Annotated in this window: 12 protein-coding genes and 2 pseudogenes; 7 read left to right on the top strand and 7 right to left on the bottom strand. The window is 58.1% G+C overall.

Annotated elements, in window-relative coordinates; all coding sequences use genetic code 11:
* From H6G62_RS12945 to H6G62_RS12930, 4 genes and pseudogenes are all read left to right on the top strand, one after another.
* Positions 1 to 186, top strand: a pseudogene (locus H6G62_RS12945) (IS630 family transposase); the annotation flags it as partial.
* Between the two features lie 88 nt (positions 187 to 274).
* Positions 275 to 481 (top strand): annotated as a pseudogene (locus H6G62_RS12940) (transposase); the annotation flags it as partial.
* A gap of 146 nt (positions 482 to 627) precedes the next feature.
* Entirely contained in the window at positions 628 to 1,374 is a 747-nt protein-coding gene (locus H6G62_RS12935; RefSeq protein WP_190495725.1) for a hypothetical protein, read from the top strand.
* Positions 1,375 to 1,482: 108 nt separating this feature from the next.
* Positions 1,483 to 1,746, top strand: a complete 264-nt coding sequence (locus H6G62_RS12930) for a hypothetical protein (RefSeq protein WP_190495723.1) — start codon at positions 1,483 to 1,485, stop codon at positions 1,744 to 1,746.
* A gap of 33 nt (positions 1,747 to 1,779) precedes the next feature.
* On the opposite strand, the gene H6G62_RS12925 is transcribed toward H6G62_RS12930, so the two are convergent.
* From H6G62_RS12925 to pdhA, 5 genes are all read right to left on the bottom strand, one after another.
* Positions 1,780 to 2,163, bottom strand: a complete 384-nt coding sequence (locus tag H6G62_RS12925; RefSeq protein ID WP_199324946.1) for a hypothetical protein — start codon at positions 2,161 to 2,163, stop codon at positions 1,780 to 1,782.
* 54 nt (positions 2,164 to 2,217) lie between these two features.
* Positions 2,218 to 3,216 carry a protein translocase subunit SecF gene (gene secF, locus H6G62_RS12920; RefSeq protein WP_190495721.1) on the bottom strand — a complete coding sequence of 333 codons (999 nt, stop codon included), beginning with the start codon at positions 3,214 to 3,216 and terminating at the stop codon, positions 2,218 to 2,220.
* On the bottom strand, positions 3,213 to 4,673 hold the full coding sequence (gene secD / locus H6G62_RS12915) for a protein translocase subunit SecD (RefSeq protein ID WP_190495719.1): 1,461 nt from the start codon (positions 4,671 to 4,673) through the stop codon (positions 3,213 to 3,215). Before secD ends, secF begins: the two co-directional genes overlap by 4 nt.
* A 314-nt stretch (positions 4,674 to 4,987) precedes the next feature.
* Positions 4,988 to 5,971, bottom strand: a complete 984-nt coding sequence (locus H6G62_RS12910) for an alpha-ketoacid dehydrogenase subunit beta (RefSeq protein WP_190495717.1) — start codon at positions 5,969 to 5,971, stop codon at positions 4,988 to 4,990.
* A 232-nt stretch (positions 5,972 to 6,203) separates the two neighbouring features.
* A complete protein-coding gene (gene pdhA / locus H6G62_RS12905; protein ID WP_190495716.1) occupies positions 6,204 to 7,232 on the bottom strand; it encodes a pyruvate dehydrogenase (acetyl-transferring) E1 component subunit alpha in 1,029 nt (342 codons plus the stop codon).
* Positions 7,233 to 7,711: 479 nt separating this feature from the next.
* Here pdhA and H6G62_RS12900 point away from each other — a divergent pair, with 479 nt between their 5' ends.
* The 3 genes from H6G62_RS12900 to H6G62_RS12890 all read left to right on the top strand — a co-directional run bounded on the left by H6G62_RS12900 (position 7,712) and on the right by H6G62_RS12890 (position 12,641).
* Complete coding sequence (locus H6G62_RS12900) at positions 7,712 to 10,276, top strand: IMS domain-containing protein (protein ID WP_190495715.1); 2,565 nt, start codon at positions 7,712 to 7,714, stop codon at positions 10,274 to 10,276.
* Positions 10,277 to 10,527: 251 nt separating this feature from the next.
* Positions 10,528 to 11,133: a DUF3038 domain-containing protein gene (locus tag H6G62_RS12895; protein ID WP_190495713.1), complete on the top strand. Its 606-nt coding sequence runs from the start codon at positions 10,528 to 10,530 to the stop codon at positions 11,131 to 11,133.
* A complete protein-coding gene (locus tag H6G62_RS12890; protein WP_190495711.1) occupies positions 11,130 to 12,641 on the top strand; it encodes a DUF4335 domain-containing protein in 1,512 nt (503 codons plus the stop codon). Before H6G62_RS12895 ends, H6G62_RS12890 begins: the two co-directional genes overlap by 4 nt.
* 147 nt (positions 12,642 to 12,788) lie before the next feature.
* Here the strand turns inward: H6G62_RS12890 and carB are convergent, their stop codons facing one another.
* Both carB and H6G62_RS12880 read right to left on the bottom strand, forming a co-directional pair.
* Positions 12,789 to 16,031, bottom strand: coding sequence for a carbamoyl-phosphate synthase large subunit (gene carB, locus H6G62_RS12885; RefSeq protein ID WP_190495709.1), 3,243 nt, complete (start codon positions 16,029 to 16,031; stop codon positions 12,789 to 12,791).
* A 186-nt stretch (positions 16,032 to 16,217) separates the two neighbouring features.
* The gene (locus H6G62_RS12880) at positions 16,218 to 17,006 is read right to left on the bottom strand and encodes an HAD family hydrolase (RefSeq protein WP_190495707.1); all 789 of its coding nucleotides are present in this window, start codon (positions 17,004 to 17,006) and stop codon (positions 16,218 to 16,220) included.
* Positions 17,007 to 17,023: the final 17 nt, after the last annotated feature.

Below are 17,023 nucleotides of genomic sequence, written 5' to 3'. Positions count from 1 at the left end.
AGTGTCCTCCATGGATTCTACGAAGAAGTGAAACAGGAATGGGTTGGAGAAGGTAGACGGATCGAAGACTTTGAGCAGGATGGCCCTAAGATTCTTATCATTTTAGAAAATGCAAGTATTCATAAAAAGGCAGAGATTCTAGAGAAGATAGCGAAGGAGATGCCCAACATTGGGCACCTCGATTAATTACCGTATAGCGAACATGAAAAGCCTGAAACCCCTGAAATCTCGTAGCTACTTCCACGAAGATTTGGATTTTTCGAGGTGCCCCATTGTTTTAGAATTTCTGCCACCCTACAGTCCGGACTATAATTTAATCGAGTTAGTTTGGCACTCTGCAAAGGAATTCATTGCCAATCGTCTATTTGAGTCGATTGAGGATCTAGAAGCGCTTGTTCATAACCTGTTGAACGAAGGGCAGCTTGTCGTCAACTGGGATCGCAAGATCAGAAATAAAGGAAACACAATCAATGTAATTTAAATGCATATCAGCTTACCCTCAAGACCATTTTTAGAATGAAATAGCCCTGCGTCCTTTTCTTTTCGACAATAGCTGTTTTAGGGATTTCTCTAACGGCTATCAGCATGGCAGAATCGCAAGATAGAGGAGAAGTTTCACGGCGAGTGATGGATTCGACCTTACCCCTCTATGGCACCTGGGTCGGTACAATTCTAGCCTTCTATTTCTCCCGTGAATCCTTTGATGCCGCCTCACAATCGGCTGAACGGATTCAGATTATCACGAGGGATCAACCCCTACGGCCTCTAGCCAATGGAAAGCTTAGTCAAATCGCCGTCAAGTCTTTAGCCAATGGGCTGATTTTCTCTGAAACAGACCTCACCAAGCCTCTCAAAGAATTGGTGCAGGATATGGAGTCTAAGGGGCGCTACAGAATTCTGATTGTTGATTCAAATAAAAAGTACGTTGATCTGGTGTATCGACTAGACGCACAAAGCTATATCACCCAGCCCGTAGCCCGTTCTTCCCATGCCGCCCCCCCTTCGCCAGAAGCCTCCGTTACGGCTTCAGGATGTGGAGAGATCGAGATGCCCGCTACCGTTGAAGTACCAGCCAGCCTAGAGCCTCAATCTGGCAATGCCCCAGATGCTGCACCCCCGATAGAGGGTGGGCAACCCGATAACGATCCCGCTGCCCAAATCACGTTGAATAATTATTTAGAATGGCGCAATGCACAAGGCGATAAAGCTAGGCCAAAGGTGGCGTTTTTGCCCGCTGGGGCAACCCTAGCCGATGCCGATACCAAAATTCAAACAACGCTGGGCTGTCGAGACATCATTGTAACTCGCGATGGTACACCAACCAGCCCGGTGGTGGTCTATATTACCGACGCTGACATTGAGCAATATCGGTAGGTAAAGCTGGGACGCTTCAAGCTCACCATCGCCAAAACCGAAATTTCTCGCTATTCTTGAGCCATTTCCCGTACTTGTGCGTTTTGTCTCTACGGAAGGCTCCTAACAATGACCGACTCTACCCCCATGGCTCACATCACCATCACCTTCAACAATGGCGTAGTCCAGGTCTATGCTGTCACCGAGCAACAGCTCGACGGCTTGCAACTGGCTAGTCGGGTCAAAAGCATGATGGAAGCGAGCATGGTGGCTCTGGAAGTGGAGGATCGCTTGGTGATGCTGCCGATGGCCAACATTCGGATGATTGAGGTAAGTCCATCACCGACCAAGCTACCCGATACCGTCATTCGTCATGTGGTGCCCCTGGAGTAGGGCATGGTTGCGCAGATGGCGTCAATGATTAGGCTATTGTCGAGGTCGGGGGGTTAGCGCTTTCCACAGAGGGTGGGTTGGCCCCTGTTGGAGAATTTGATGGTGGAGTTGGTTGAGTCGTTGCCGTTCCGATGGGGTGGGGCCGAAGAGAATATGGCGGCTTTCGGCCACCAGGAGCGCCACGGTGAGACCGACACAGAGGCCCAGACCTAAAGCGGCAAGGCGATTATAGGCCACGGCGTAGCGAACGGCTGTCCAGGTGAAATATTGCCGCAGCATGGCCCCCTCTCCCCTCAGGCTCCATAGGCTGAGGCTACCCACCGTCAGCCAGAGGAGGACACTGGTGCGCCACCAGCGACGAAGCAAGATAACCCGAAGTCGCTCAATTTGGCGCTGATGCTGGGGATCCACAGTCACAGTCAAGGCCTAAGGAGATAGACGAGGAAAACCGAGGTGGAGCAGCGGGCCAGGTTAAACTTGCTCGGCAGGAGTGGAGGCATCCGGGTCGGTGGCGGTGTCGTCTGGGGAATCTGATTCGCCGCCGCCGTAGGCTTGGCCGCTGCGTTCGCGCCAGAGGGTCAGCAGGGTACTAGCTACAAAGATACTGGAATAGACCCCGGCCAGGAATCCCACAATCATCGCCAGGGCAAAGAATTTCAGGGTTTGCCCCCCAAACAGCACAATGGCCAATAGGGGCAGGGTGGTCGTGAGGGTAGTATTGACGGAACGAGCCAGGGTTTGGTTGACCGATTCGTCTACCACTTCGCTGATGTGCCGTTCGGGGTGCAGCTTCAGATTTTCGCGGATGCGGTCGTAGATCACCACCGTATCGTTCACCGAGAAACCGACTATGGTGAGCAACGCCACGATGAAGAGGCTGTCGATTTCTACCCCCAACACCAGTCCCAAGACGGCAAAGACGCCCATGGTCACCAGTACGTCGTGGGCCAAGGCGACGATGGCAAAAACGGCGTAGTCGAGCTTAAACCGCAGGCTGAGGTAGGCGACGATGCCCGCAAAGGACACCAGCAACGCCAACAGACCAGAGGCCAAAAGCTGCCGCCCAATCACTGGCCCCACCGAGTCGATTTGGGTGGAGTTGATGTCGAAGGGGCCGACGGTTTCTTCGAGGTTGGCCTGTAGGGTGGAGCGTTCGTCTACATTCAGGTTTTTGGTGCGGATGGAGAGGGTTTGGCGATCCTGCCCCAACAGTTGCAGGCTGCTGGATTCTAGCCCCTGATCCGCCAACACCTGGCGCACCTCGTCGAGGGAAATTTCCTCGGTGCAGCTTTCGGTGAGGGTGCAGGCGTGGGTGAGCTGGAGTCGGGTGCCGCCGACAAAATCCAGACCGGGCCGTAGGGGCGCACCAAACTGCTGCCAGGAAATCGCCATAGCCACGATCCCCAGGCCAATCACCAGGGCCGAGAGGCTCCACCACAGGTTGCGTTTTTGGTTGATAGGTAGGTTCATGGGGTGGCGCTCCGGGGGGCAGTCAGGCGGCTAATGCCGGGGTAAAACCATTCGGGTTTGCGAAACTGGGGCATCCCCAGGGCCACAAACAGCAGGGTGCGGGTGCAGGTAAAGGCCGTGAACATACTCACCAACACCCCCAGGCCCAGGGTGAGGGCAAAGCCCTTGACCAGACCCGCCCCAAAGAAAAACAGCGCCAAGCAGGAAATCACCGTGGTGACGTTACTGTCGAGAATACTGGAAAAGGCTCGATAAAAGCCCGATTCCACCGAGCGATACAGGGTTTTGCCAGCGCGGAGCTCCTCACGGGTGCGCTCAAAGATCAGCACGTTGGCATCCACCGCCATGCCAATGCTGAGGATGAATCCGGCAATCCCCGGCAGGGTGAGGGTGACGCCCAGCATCACAAACGCCGCCCAGGTGAGCAGGGCATAGACCACTAGGGCGATGTCCGCCAAAATTCCCGGCAGGCGATAGTACACCGCCATGTACACCAACACCAGGGCTAGACCGACGAGGGCAGCGTAGAGACTGCGCTGGATGCTGTCTCGGCCTAGGGTGGGGCCAACAGTGCGGTTTTCCACGACTTCTACAGGCAGGGGCAGGGCACCGCCGCGCAGTTGAATTTCCAAATCGCGGGCCGACACCGCATCAAAGTTGCCGGAAATCACCGCAGTGCCCCCGGTAATCCCCAGTTCGGCATACTGCACGTCTACCCGTGGGGCGCTAAGCAGGCGGTTATCGAGGAAAATCCCTAATCCTCGGCCCGTTCCCGCCACGGATTTGGTCAGTTCGGCAAAGTCGTTGGCCCCTTCGTTGTTGAACTCAATCACCACTTCCCACTGGGTACCATTGCCGGGACGGGCTAGGGCATCGGTGAGCTTGTCGCCCTTCAGTTCGCTGGGTTCAAACAGGTCTAGGATGGCGGCTTCGCTGGTGGTGATGTCGGCCTGGATGGCGTCAATTTCCGCCTGGGTGGCGTCGTCCATGGCTCCGGTGGGGGGCAGGTTGTCCTGAATTTGGGCGAGGTCAGCCAGATGCTCCTGCAAAATTTCGGTTTCCACCAAAAGCTGCTGCTCGGTGCCCACTTTCTGCGCCCGAAACTCTAGCTGTGCCGTGCCGCCCAGTACCCGTTCCGCCTGCTGAGGATCGTTAATCCCTGGCAACTGCACCAAAAGCTGATCATTGCCGAGCTGCTGCACAATGGCTTCGGAAACCCCTAGCCCGTTGACGCGGCCTTCTACCACGCTCTGCACCGCTTCCATTTCCCGCTCGGTGATGGTGGGAATGGCGGCGGTGGGCTGCACCTGAATGGTGAGCTGGGAACCGCCACGCAGATCCAGACCGAGGGAAGTGGGAAACAGGGGATTTTCCGACAGCAGCGAATTCGCAATCAGCGTCACGGCCCCAATGGCCAATGCCAGAATCAGTGCTAACCAAGCTTGATACTTTGCCATGGATCAGGGGGGTAACAGGACGAATGGGGAATTCGGAGATAGAGAGTCTTTCCGGCGCTCCTAGCCTTCTGGGAATGGTCGCTTATCCATCAGTTTCTATCTTAATTTGACCTGGGTGTTGATCCCCCCTAGCCCCCCTTAGAAAGGGGGGAACCGGAGTCAAAGTCACCCTTAGAAAGGGAGGAACTGGAGTCAAAGTCCCCCTTTCTAAGGGGAATTTAGGGGGATCCCTCAGGCTGGTATGGATAGGTCTGATTGCGGATCAGCGGTAGCATCCCTGGGGGTGAGGGCCAACGGCTGGGCCGTAACCGCGCCTAAACCTTCAGGGCCATCATGTTCTCAACGGCGGCTTCAATCTGCTTGGGCTGCACGATGGTCAGGCTTTCCAGCTTGCCGTTGTAGGGGGTGGGGATGTCTTGGGAAGACAGCCGCAGCACCGGGGCATCCAGTTCATCAAAGAAGCGGTCGTTGATGGAGGCGATGATTTCTGCGCCAATGCCGCCCGTCCGCATACATTCTTCCACGACGATCACCCGGTGGGTTTTCTTGATGGAGGCTCCGATAGTGTCGAAATCCAGGGGTTTCAGGGAAATCAGGTCGATCACCTCTGGGTCAAAGCCCTTGGCCACGAGACCTTTCACCGCCTGGGTGACGTGGTGGCGCATCCGGGAATAGGTAAGGATGGTGACATCCTTGCCGGGGCGGACGATTTCGGCCTTATCCAGGGGCACTAGGTACTCGTGGTTGGGCAGGTCTTCCTTGAGGTTGTAGAGGAGGACGTGCTCGAAGAACAGCACCGGGTTGTCGTCGCGGATGGCGGATTTGAGCAAGCCCTTGGCATTGTAGGGGGTAGAGCAGGCCACGATTTTGAGACCGGGCACCGCTTGGAAATAGGCTTCCAGCCGCTGGGAGTGCTCGGCCCCTAGCTGCCGACCCACGCCGCCAGGGCCACGGATCACCATGGGAATTTTGAAGTTGCCGCCGGAGGTGTAGCGCAGCATCCCGGCATTGTTGGCAATTTGGTTGAAGGCCAGCAGCAAAAAGCCCATGTTCATCCCTTCGATGATGGGCCGCAACCCGGTCATCGCCGCACCGACGGCCATCCCGGTAAAGCTGTTTTCGGCGATGGGGGTATCGAGCACGCGGAACTCGCCGTACTTGTCGTAGAGGTCTTTGGTGACTTTGTAGGAACCGCCGTATTGGCCGACATCTTCGCCCAGCACAAAAACGGTGTCGTCGCGGCCCATCTCTTCGTCGATGGCCTCGCGCAGGGCGTTAAAGAGGAGAGTTTCTGCCATGGTTTCGGTGTCGTTGGGTGAAGGTTGAAGAAAAACGTAAGGAAAGCGTTAATTCGCCAAAGCTAAGTCCTGAAATCCCCTATGAAAAGGGGTAGGGGTGGGTTCCGCATCAGACATCTATCGCTATAACCGTAGACCGAATCTATGGAAGTAGAATCGCTAGTATGAAGACCCCCTCGAAAAGCACCGGGATGCCAGTGCTGTTCTCCGACATCCCCACCCTACGAGGACGTTAGCTGTCGGCGAAGATGTACTTATAGAGGTCGTCGGGGCTGGGTTCGGGGCTTTCTTCGGCGAAGGTGAGGGCATCGTCGATGGTGGTTTGGATGCGATCCCGCACGCCCTTGAGGGTGGCTTCGTCGGCGAGATTTTGTTCTAGCAGGTAGGCTTCAAAGCGCTTGATGGGGTCACGGGCCAGCCATTCTTCTTTTTCGGCCTTAGAACGTAGCTCGTCGGGGTCGGCCAGGGAGTGCCCCCGGAAGCGGTAGGTGAGGGCTTCAATCAGGGTGGGGCCTTCTCCGGCGCGGGCGCGGGCCACGGCTTCTTGGGCAATGGATCGCACCGCCATCACGTCCATGCCGTCTACTTCATAGCCCGGCATCCCAAACACCGAGGCTTTTTTGTAGATTTCTGGCTGGGAGGTGGCGCGTTCATGGGCCATGCCAATCGCCCATTTGTTGTTTTCTACGACGAATAGAATCGGCAGCTTCCACAGCGCCGCCATGTTCAAGCATTCAAAAAATTGGCCGTTGTTGCTGGTGCCATCGCCAAAGAAGCAGGCGGTGACTTGGTCGGCACTGGCATCCCCTAGGGCCACGCGGCGATAGTGGGTTTGGAAGGCGGCCCCTAGAGCCACAGGGATTCCTTCCCCAATGAAGGCAAAGCCCCCCAGCAGGTTGTGTTCGCCCGAAAACAGGTGCATGGAACCACCCCGACCTCGGCTACAGCCCGTTTCCTTACCGAAGAGTTCCGCCATCACATTTTTGGCGGGTACCCCGGCGCTGAGGGCGTGGACGTGGTCGCGGTAGGTGCTGCACACGTAGTCATCGGGGCGCATGGACTTGATCACCCCGGTGGACACCGCTTCCTGACCGTTGTAGAGGTGCACAAACCCAAACATTTTGCCCCGATAGTACATCTCGGCGCACTTGTCTTCAAAGAAGCGACCCAAAATCATGTCTTCGTACAGCCTCAGCCCTTCCTCACTGGAGATGGAAGCTGCTGGAGCCTGAAACTGGGGTAATGTCCGTTCTTGAACCATGGGTCTTGCTGGGTCCTACGCTGCGATGTCCAACACTTGACTATACCGAAAAAGGTGTCCCCAAAGCGTTACCCCGCCGGGGCAGCGCCAGGGGATACCCAAAACTGTTTCCTATCATACCGAGGGCCGTACCGTTATCAAAAATCCTGAGTTGACGACACCTGCAAAAACGGGCTAAAAGAGGGGTGATCGCCCCTGGCCAGAGGTCGAGGTCTATGATATAAACTTCACCTTTTAAGCGGTTTGTTTTTATCGGTTGAAGGGTTAGGGCTATCGGCGGTGCTCAAAGGCTATGAATCCTGTCGTCAGGAACATTGTGGTCGTGGGCAGGGTGGACATTATCTATCCCGACGATGGTGGCAATAGGTGACAAAGGTCAGAAACAGCGCTCAGAAACAGCGGGCAGGGGCAAGACGAAGGGATCGGTTGGGGCTTTTTAGGTACTATTTCGGGTGAATTCGCTGCTGGGGATATGAACTGTGCACGTTCCATTGGACTACTACCGAATTCTAGGTCTGCCGATTCAGGCTACGGCGGATCAACTCCAGCAGGCCCACCGAGATCGGGGTTTGCAGCTTCCCAGGCGCGAATTTTCTGAGGTGGCCATTGCCGCCCGAAAGCAACTCCTTGACGAGGCTTACCAAGTCCTGTCTGATTCTGACAACCGCCGAGACTACGACAGCCGTTTTTTAGCTGATGCCTACGCCGAGTCTGCCCCAGAGACCAAGGGAGGCGGGGGGCTAGAGGTGCGCTCTGATCTAGGGGAAGCAGCCCTACGATCCCTAGCTACGGAACCCAGGGCTGGGGAAAGTCCGGGCAACAGCATCGAAATTGAGCCCAATTTGTTTACTGGATCGCTGCTGATTTTGCTGGAGCTGGGCGAATACGAGCAGGTGATCCACCTGGGGCGACCCTACCTGAGCAGCGGCACCGCTAGTCTGGCCGATGGGCAATTGGGCGACCCAGCCCTAGTGCAAGGGGATGTGGTGCTCACCTTGGCCCTAGCTTGTTTGGAGTTGGGCCGTGAGCAATGGCATCAGCGCCAGTATGAAACGGCAGCGGAATCCCTAGAAACGGGGCACGAACTGCTGGCCAAGGAAAATCGTTTCCCGACTCTGCGGGCGGAAATTCAGTCGGATCTGTACAAACTTCGGCCCTATCGAATTCTAGAACTGCTGGCCCGCCCCCTCGATCAAACCCGCGAACGGCGGCAGGGATTGAAACTGCTGAAATCCATGCTGGAGGATCGGGGCGGCATTGAGGGCAGTGAGGACGACCTGTCTGGGCTGGCCATTGACGACTTTTTGCGCTTCATTCAGCAACTGCGGGACTATTTAACCGCCTCCGAGCAGCAGGAATTATTTGAGCATGAGGCCCGTCGCCCCTCGCCCGTCGCCACCTATCTCACGGTGTATGCCCTGCTGGCCAGGGGGTTTGCCCGTCACCAGCCCGCCCTCGTGCGTCGTGCCAAGCAGTTGCTCATGGGCCTTGCCAGTCAGCAGGATGTCCACCTAGAGCAGGCGGTCTGTGCCATGCTGCTGGGCCAAACCGAGGAGGCCAACCGCGCCTTGGAGTTCAGCCAAGAATACGAACCCCTGGCCTACATTCGCGAACATTCCCGCCATTCCCCCGACCTGCTGCCGGGACTCTGCCTCTACACCGAGCGCTGGATTCAGGACGAGCTGTTCCCCCATTTTCGCGATTTCAAGGGGCAAGAGGCCACCCTCAAGGACTACTTCGCCGATCCCCAGGTGCAAAGCTACCTAGAGGCCATGGTGCCAGCGGGGCCAGAATCCGCCTGGGAAGGGGTCGATCCCGCCGTTCAGGACTACAGCATCCCCACCGTGGAGGGGTCGCTGCCCATCCATGCTCCCTCCCTCTCCAGCCCCACGGCCTATCCGCGCCCTACGGCCATGCCATCCTCCGCCACCAACGGCTACAGTGCGCCCCCGCCCGCCCCCGCCCCGAGCCGCAATGGTCACGGTGCGGCAGAATCCTACGAGGCTCGCCCAGGACGCACCCACCCAGCGGCTAAGGCCACTAACTCGGTTGGTGCCGTTGCCAGGGTCTCTCCCAATCCTACGCCACCTCAGTCTTCGGCTCCGGTGCATCCAGCCCAGCGGTCTACCCCAGAACGGCCCACCCCAGATCGATCTCAAGGGCGATCTAAATCAACGCCGTCGGTCATCACCCCAACGCCCCTAGACCGGACAGCGCCCGATCTAGAACCCTCCGTGGCGGAACGGGTGGCCCAGCTTTCCCCAGAAGGTCAGTTGCAGTCCTCCGCCAAAGCCAAGGCCACGCCGTCCTCCCCTAGCTCTTCCCGTGCCAAGTCGCCTCAGCCCAGCACTGCCGCTGCCCGATCTATCACGGCGAAGGATCCCTCAGCCACCGTTCCCTCGGCTAATGTGACGCAGCTTGAAGCAGGGCCACGGCGCAAGAAGTCCTCTTCGCCTCGCTGGGGACGGTTGGCTTTGGTGGGCGTCGTGGGGTTGGTGGGGTTAGGAGCCTTAGGCTTTGCCACGGCCCGTACCGTCAGTTGGGTAGCGGGGGCGATGTCTGGGCCAAGGCTGGAGGGGCGACCTCTAGAATTAAGCCTTGCCGAGCCTGCCGTGGAAATCCCTAGCGCCCCTAGCCCCGATGAGCAGATCGGCGCAGCCAGCATGGCCCAACAGGTGATTGAGACCTGGCTGAGCGCCAAACGTGCCGCCATGGGGGAAGACTATCAATCCAACCAGCTTGAGACGATTTTGACTGGCCCCCTGCTGAACCAATGGCAACGCCGCGCCGCTGCGGCCCCCCAGGAAAACTGGTATTGGGAATACGAGCATGAGGTGGAGGTGCAGTCCGTGACTCCCGATGACCCCACGGCGGATCGGCTTCAGGTGACGGCTGTCGTCCGGGAAAATGCCCGATTGTTTGAATACGGCGTGGAAAACGACCGAGCCTCTTACGATGACCGCCTCACCATGGAATACGTCCTCGTGCGGCAGGATGGCCAGTGGCTCATCGAAAGCATGGGCCAAGCCGCAGGCCAAAACTAGGGATAGGGTCGCCCGCTTCGCCCTGACAATGCCCTGGGGTAGTGATGGCGGTTATCCCTCCAGCGATGGGGTCAACCGTGTTTTGATACAATGCTGGCTGACAGCCTTGGGCTTAGCCCTGTGGTGCCTCACCGAGTCCGATGCCCCCATGGGGTGCCACCCTATCCGGTGTCAACCTGGGTGCCCACCATCGGAGCTGATTGATGTATGGATGAGATGTTGATTACCGTTATCGCGCAGAGCCACCCTGAATGCCAGTAGATAGCCCGCCCAGATCCTCCGTCCCCTTAATTTTGGAGTCGCTGCCAACCCCAGAGTTGCCCAGCCAAGAATGCCCCCGTCGTGCCCGCACCCAGATTGATCTGCTGCTGCTGGCCATTGAGGCGTTAGATTTGGGCGGCAGTGAGGCGATGCTGACGGTGGCCCAGGAGTTGGGCCTCGATCCGGTGGTGAAGGGGCGGGTGAACCTGTGGCTGTTACGCAGCACCAACCCCATGCGCCGCTATAGCCAGCGTCGGCCTATGACCCTAGAGGAAGCGAAGGCGCTGGTCGCCATTATCGGCAATCTATCCCGACGGCTGACGGTGCTGATGCGGCAGTTACTCACGGGCTATCAGCAGCTTCGGGAACGGGGTCTGTCCCTCGACCATCACCTGCGGCTAGCGGACTATCTTCAGCGGTTTCGCACCCATTTTCGCTCTCGCATGAACCCCCGTCGGGCCGGGGTGATCGCCTACAGCAGCGATGAACAGTTGGACGAATTAGCTATGCAATTATTAGAGCAACTGCTGCTCTGCTCCGGCATTTTGGGCACCCAGCGGCTGTGGAGTAGTTTGTTTGATGGAGAGGTGGTATGACCGTTAAACGTCAGTACACCCTGCCCTACTGCAACCTCGTGCTAGAGGGCATTGAGGCCGTGGTCGGCGATCCCTACTCCCCGATGACGGTGTTGATGAACGCGGAATGCCAGTTCCCTGGCGTCACCGATACCACCCTCACGGGCGGGCGCGAATTTTTAGATGGCCTCGTCGCCGCCGTCAGTGCCTACGGTCAACATTTGCTGAGCGGCATTCCTCGCCCCGCCAACCCCGCCATGCCCTTGGTCAATGTGAAGTCGGGGGAGGGCAATCTCCACCATCTCATGGTGCGGCAGCAGCCCAGCACCGAACCTGCCGTGGATACCGACGCCCTGGCTCCGCTCGATATTCCCCTCACCACCGTCCAGTTCTACGACCTGATGGAGGCGGTGGATCAACTGCTGGCCGATGGTCTGACGTTACCCGACCTCAAGGCTCAGTTCCAGGCCATTCCCCGCCGGATGGTGAAACCCGCCGAACCCATTGCCAAACGGTCTGCCCCCGCCGTAGTCGGAGCCGCTGCCCTCGTTGCCGCTGGCTTAGCCCTATTCTTTGTGCCGCCACCGGAATTTGAACCCAGCCAACTGGAGCGTCGCGAAACGACAGAAACCCTAGATACCGACGCGGCGACCTCCCCCGACCCAGAGAATCTGGACACCTGGGACGAGGCTCCCCTGATTACCGATACCGTCACCCTAACCACTCTGCGGCGGCAACTGCGGCAGCGCCTCCAGTCTGGGTGGACCGCGGCCAACGATGCTCGTGAAGAACTGGTCTACCGAGTGGTGGTCTCAGAAAGCGGCGATATCCTGGGCTATAAGTACGAGAACGATGTCGCCCTAGAGGCCGTGGACAGCACTCCCCTGGCCCGGTTAACCGTACCGACGATAGATCCCGAAGCCCCCCGGCAGGCGGTGGCTCAGTTTTTGACCCGCTTCACCCCCGATGGCGAGGTAGAGGTAGATATTTGGGATCCCAACCTGGCTACCGAAGACCTCCCCAGCGAAGACCTCCCCACCGAGGATCCTCCCGCTGAAGACTCGTCCGCCAGCGAGTCACCTAGCGACGAAAACACAACCGAAACCGACGATACCGCCCTGGCAGACGATCCAAAGGATGAAGCCGATCAGCCTGATGCCACGGATACAACCGGGGATCGGCTCCGGCCAGAGACAGCCCGCGAACCCAACAAGCTAGAGACCCTGGAAAATAAGATTACCGACGGGGATCGCATCCGCGCCCTCAACCAAGATCTACGGGCACAACTGAGTGAGGCTGACCTGCCCAGCACTCGCGCCGATTTAATCTACCAGGTGCGCTTGGATAGCCGGGGTAACATCGTAGGCTACAACGCCATCAACACTGATGCCCTGCTGCTGGCCCAAGAAACCCCCCTCCCCGATTTGGTCACATCCCGTCCAGCCAGCGAAAACCAGGCAGATTTCCGGGTTGTCATTACGTCAAACGGCGTCATTGAAGTGAGCCCCTGGGATGGCTGGCCTCGCTAGGGCATTGGGGGTCTCTAATTCGGATTTCCTCTCGTATTCTTCGTTGCTCTTCCTCAGCTCGATCCTCCTCATCTCAGGTTGCTGCCTCAGCTCTTCGTTGCTCGTCTTCGGTAGTCACCGATGACGCCACAGGGGACAACCGCTCCTCTATTGCAGCCCCACATACTCCTGAAGGGATTTCACCTCTAGGGGATGCTGTTGCAGGGAGTGGATGGCGGAGGCGGTGGCACTGGCCCCAGCGATGGTGGTGATGATCGGCACCTTGTAGGCTAGGGCTGTGCGGCGGATGGAGCGGTCGTCCTCTAGGGCGGTACTGCCTGCCGGGGTGTTAATGATCAGTTGGATTTCGCCGTTTTTGATGGCATCTTCGATGTTGGGACGACCTTCGTGAACCTTGAGGATCAATTCGACGTTTAGCCCCTCGTCCATCAGGGCTTTGCGGGTGCCGCTGGTGGCGATCAGCTTCAGGCCCATCTCCGCCAGTTGCTTGGCTACGGGGATCACCGCCGCCTTGTCCCGGTCATTCATGGAAATGAAGACAGTGCCGGAGAGGGGCAGCTTTTGGTTGGCCCCCAGTTCGGCCTTGGCGAAGGCTTTGCCAAAGTCGGCGTCAATGCCCATGACTTCCCCGGTGGAGCGCATTTCTGGCCCCAGCAGGGCGTCGGTGCCCACAAATTTGTCAAAGGGCAGAACGGCCTCCTTCACCGCGATGTGGTTAGGGATCACCTCGGTGGTAAAGCCCAGTTCCGCCAGGGTTTTGCCCGACATCACCCGCACCGCCAGCTTGGCCAGGGGATGGCCGATGGCCTTGGAGACAAAGGGCACCGTCCGAGAGGCGCGGGGGTTGGCTTCGATGATGTAGACCTGCCCGCCCTTGACCGCAAACTGAATGTTCATCAGGCCAATGACGTTGAGGCGTTTCGCTAGTTTCACCGTCCAGTCCCGAATGGTGGCCAGGGCTTCGGGGGGCAGGGTCATGGTGGGCAGGGAACAGGCCGAATCCCCGGAGTGGATGCCCGCCTGCTCGATGTGCTCCATAATGCCGCCGATGACGACTTGGCCCGTGTGGTCGGCAATAGCATCCACATCCACCTCGATGGCGTTCTCCAAAAACTTGTCGATCAAAATGGGGTGATCCGGCTCGACTTGGACGGCGTAGGTCATGTAGCGCTCTAGGTCTTCGTCGGAGTAGACGATTTCCATGGCCCGCCCACCGAGGACGTAGCTGGGCCGCACCACCACGGGGTAATCAATCTGCTGGGCCACCTTGAGGGCATCCTGGAAGCTACGGGCCATGCCGTTGGGGGGCTGCTTGATGTCGAGTTCCCGCAGGATGGCCTCGAAGCGCTCTCGATCTTCGGCCATGTCGATGGAATCCGGCGAGGTGCCCCAGATTTTGGTTTCGGTGGTAGGCAGGGAAGAGAGGTATTGCTGAAGGGGAACCGCCAGCTTCAGGGGGGTTTGGCCGCCGAACTGGATGATGATACCGACGGGATTTTCGGCCTCAATAATATTGAGGACGTCTTCTTTGGTCAGCGGCTCGAAATAGAGGCGGTCGCTGGTGTCGTAGTCCGTTGAGACGGTCTCTGGGTTGGAGTTGACCATAATCGTCTCGAAGCCATCATCGCGCAACGCAAAGGACGCATGGCAACAACAGTAGTCAAACTCGATGCCCTGGCCGATGCGGTTAGGGCCACCGCCGAGGATCATCACCTTGGGACGGTCGCTGGGTAGCACCTCAGTTTCGTCTTCGTAGGTGGAGTAGTAGTAGGGGGTGAAGGCCTCAAACTCGGCGGCGCAGGTGTCCACGGTTTTGTAGACGGGGATGATGCCCAGCCCCTTGCGGTACTGGCGCACGGTGTCTTCGTGGGTGTTGGTGGCGTAGGCAATTTGGCGGTCGCTAAAGCCCTGGCGCTTGACCGCCCGCATTTGGTCGGCGGTGATGGCGGTGAGGGGAGTGCGCTTGAGGAATTTTTCGGTCTTCAGCAGCCCTTCAAGCTGGCGCAAAAACCAGGGGTCAATGCTGGTGAGCTGGTAGATGTCGTCCACCGTTAGGCCCAACTGCATGGCGTGGCGCAGTTCAAACACCCGCTCTGGGTTGGGGGTGCGCAGCTTGGGACGAATTTCATTCAGGCTGGGCAGCTTTTCGGGCCGATCACAGCCCCAGCCCGCTCGGCCAATTTCTAGGGAACGCAGGGCCTTTTGGAAGGACTCCTGAAAGGTGCGCCCAATGGCCATCGCCTCACCCACGGATTTCATTTGGGTGGTGAGGGTGTTGGAGGTGCCGGGGAATTTCTCGAAGGCAAAGCGGGGGATCTTCGTGACCACATAGTCGATGGTCGGCTCGAAGCTAGCCGGGGTTTTCTTGGTGATGTCGTTGGAGATTTCGTTGAGAGTGTAGCCCACCGCCAGCTTGGCCGCAAACTTGGCAATGGGGAAGCCCGTTGCCTTAGAGGCCAAGGCCGAACTACGGGACACACGGGGGTTCATCTCAATCACGATCACGTCCCCGGTGTCGGGGTTAACCGAAAACTGAATATTGGAGCCGCCCGTTTCCACGCCAATTTCGCGGATGATCTTAATCGAAGCATCCCGCAGGCGCTGGTATTCCTTATCGGTGAGGGTTTGGGCTGGGGCCACGGTAATGGAGTCGCCCGTGTGTACGCCCATGGGGTCGAAGTTTTCGATGGAGCAGATAATCACCACGTTATCCGCCAGGTCGCGCATCACCTCCAGCTCGTATTCCTTCCAGCCCAGCAGCGATTGCTCGATCAAAATCTGCGATACGGGGCTGGCGTCGAGGCCAGAGCGGGCAATGGTTTCAAATTCCTCCTGGTTGTAGGCAATGCCGCCCCCGGTGCCGCCCATGGTGAAGGCAGGCCGAATAATCAGCGGGAAACTGCCGATTTGCTTGGCAATCTGGTGCGCTTCGTCCATGGTTTCCGCCAAGCCGGAGGGGCACACCCCCACCCCAATCCGTTCCATGGCTTCTTTAAAGAGTTTGCGATCCTCGGCCATCTCAATGGCTTCCAGCTTCGCCCCAATCAGTTCCACCCCGTAGCGCTCTAGCACCCCGTTTTTGGATAGCGCCACGGCAATGTTCAACGCCGTCTGGCCACCCATAGTGGGCAACATCACGTCCGGGCGTTCCCGCTCGATCACCCGCTCCACAATTTCCGGGGTCAGCGGCTCGATGTAGGTGCGATCCGCCGTTTCCGGGTCGGTCATAATCGTGGCCGGGTTGGAGTTGATCAACACCACCTCGTAGCCCTCTTCCCGCAGGGCTTTGCAAGCCTGGGTGCCGGAGTAGTCAAACTCACAGGCTTGGCCAATCACAATGGGGCCAGAACCAATCAGCAGAATTTTTTTGATGTCGTCGCGGCGAGGCATAGGCGGCAGGGGTGGTGAGAAAATCCAACCTATTCTAAGGGCTAACGGCGGGATTCGATTGCCGAACTTGCCCCCGCCAAGGCCGATGGACTGGACAACCGGGCCAAATGTCACCGTTCCCTAAACTTAAGCAAAATTAAGTAAAACGCTTTCCAGCCTCGACCACTACGCATCTAGAACATGGGTTTAAGTCAGCCAATGGTCAAAGGGTTGGGCGAACTGGGCCAAGGATAACAGTCGTAGGTGATCATCGGCTTGGGCGATGGCGCGATCTGCGGCGGTGTTGTAGCCCCAGTCGGCGAGGAAAAGCGGCAGGGTGGCCAAATCGGGCTGGGCTTGTACCGTTTGGAGCGCTTTGATGCGGTCCTCCACAAACCAAATTTCGGGCGTGGCGTGGGAAGTCTGCCCAGCCAGCAGGATCAGTTGCCGCAGGGTCTCATACTTGGGCTGTTTAATCTCCTTGCCGAGGATTCGATCCGCTGCCAATTCCAGCCCCTGCTGAGCCAAAAGCTGCTGAATAAACCGCCCCTCCTTGGTGGAAATAATCACCAGTTCCACCCCTTCTGCCTGGGCCTGCTGAAGCCGAGGCAACACCCCCGGATAAAACCGATGCAGCCCTAGCCACCCCTTGAGGTCAGCGGCCATCCACTGATCCCGCACACCATCCACCGCTGCCCCCAGTTGGGCTGACGCTAACCCCGCCTGGGCCAGCAACTGAGGCACCAGGGTCGGCCAGTGGTCAAGGATATCCTCCTCCGCCACTCCGGTCAGCAGTCCGTAAAGCACCAGGGGCATTTCCCACCCCGTTTCCACCACCGGACGCAGGGGATAAAACCGCTCGGCCAACCCATTCGGCGACACTGGGGAAGTCGGCTGAAAGACCTCACAGTAGGCTTTCCAGGCCGTTTGGAAGTACTCCAGCAGGCCATCGCAAAGAACGCCATCAAAATCTAGGGCAAGCAGGGTGGGGGGCATAGGTCAGGGTTCTGGTA

The sequence above is a fragment of the Phormidium sp. FACHB-1136 genome, from assembly GCF_014697375.1.
GTDB lineage: Bacteria > Cyanobacteriota > Cyanobacteriia > Phormidesmidales > Phormidesmidaceae > Nodosilinea.
This window is presented reverse-complemented; position numbering and strand designations above follow the sequence as displayed.

What these genes read in the sequence shown, in the direction of transcription:
- H6G62_RS12935 (WP_190495725.1), top strand. Translation starts at nt 628, where the DNA reads ATGGATTCGACCTTACCCCTCTATGGCACCTGGGTCGGTACAATTCTA.
- H6G62_RS12930 (WP_190495723.1), top strand. Translation starts at nt 1,483, where the DNA reads ATGACCGACTCTACCCCCATGGCTCACATCACCATCACCTTCAACAAT.
- secF (WP_190495721.1), bottom strand. Translation starts at nt 3,216, where the DNA reads ATGAACCTACCTATCAACCAAAAACGCAACCTGTGGTGGAGCCTCTCG.
- secD (WP_190495719.1), bottom strand. Translation starts at nt 4,673, where the DNA reads ATGGCAAAGTATCAAGCTTGGTTAGCACTGATTCTGGCATTGGCCATT.
- H6G62_RS12910 (WP_190495717.1), bottom strand. Translation starts at nt 5,971, where the DNA reads ATGGCAGAAACTCTCCTCTTTAACGCCCTGCGCGAGGCCATCGACGAA.
- pdhA (WP_190495716.1), bottom strand. Translation starts at nt 7,232, where the DNA reads ATGGTTCAAGAACGGACATTACCCCAGTTTCAGGCTCCAGCAGCTTCC.
- H6G62_RS12895 (WP_190495713.1), top strand. Translation starts at nt 10,528, where the DNA reads ATGCCAGTAGATAGCCCGCCCAGATCCTCCGTCCCCTTAATTTTGGAG.
- H6G62_RS12890 (WP_190495711.1), top strand. Translation starts at nt 11,130, where the DNA reads ATGACCGTTAAACGTCAGTACACCCTGCCCTACTGCAACCTCGTGCTA.
- carB (WP_190495709.1), bottom strand. Translation starts at nt 16,031, where the DNA reads ATGCCTCGCCGCGACGACATCAAAAAAATTCTGCTGATTGGTTCTGGC.
- H6G62_RS12880 (WP_190495707.1), bottom strand. Translation starts at nt 17,006, where the DNA reads ATGCCCCCCACCCTGCTTGCCCTAGATTTTGATGGCGTTCTTTGCGAT.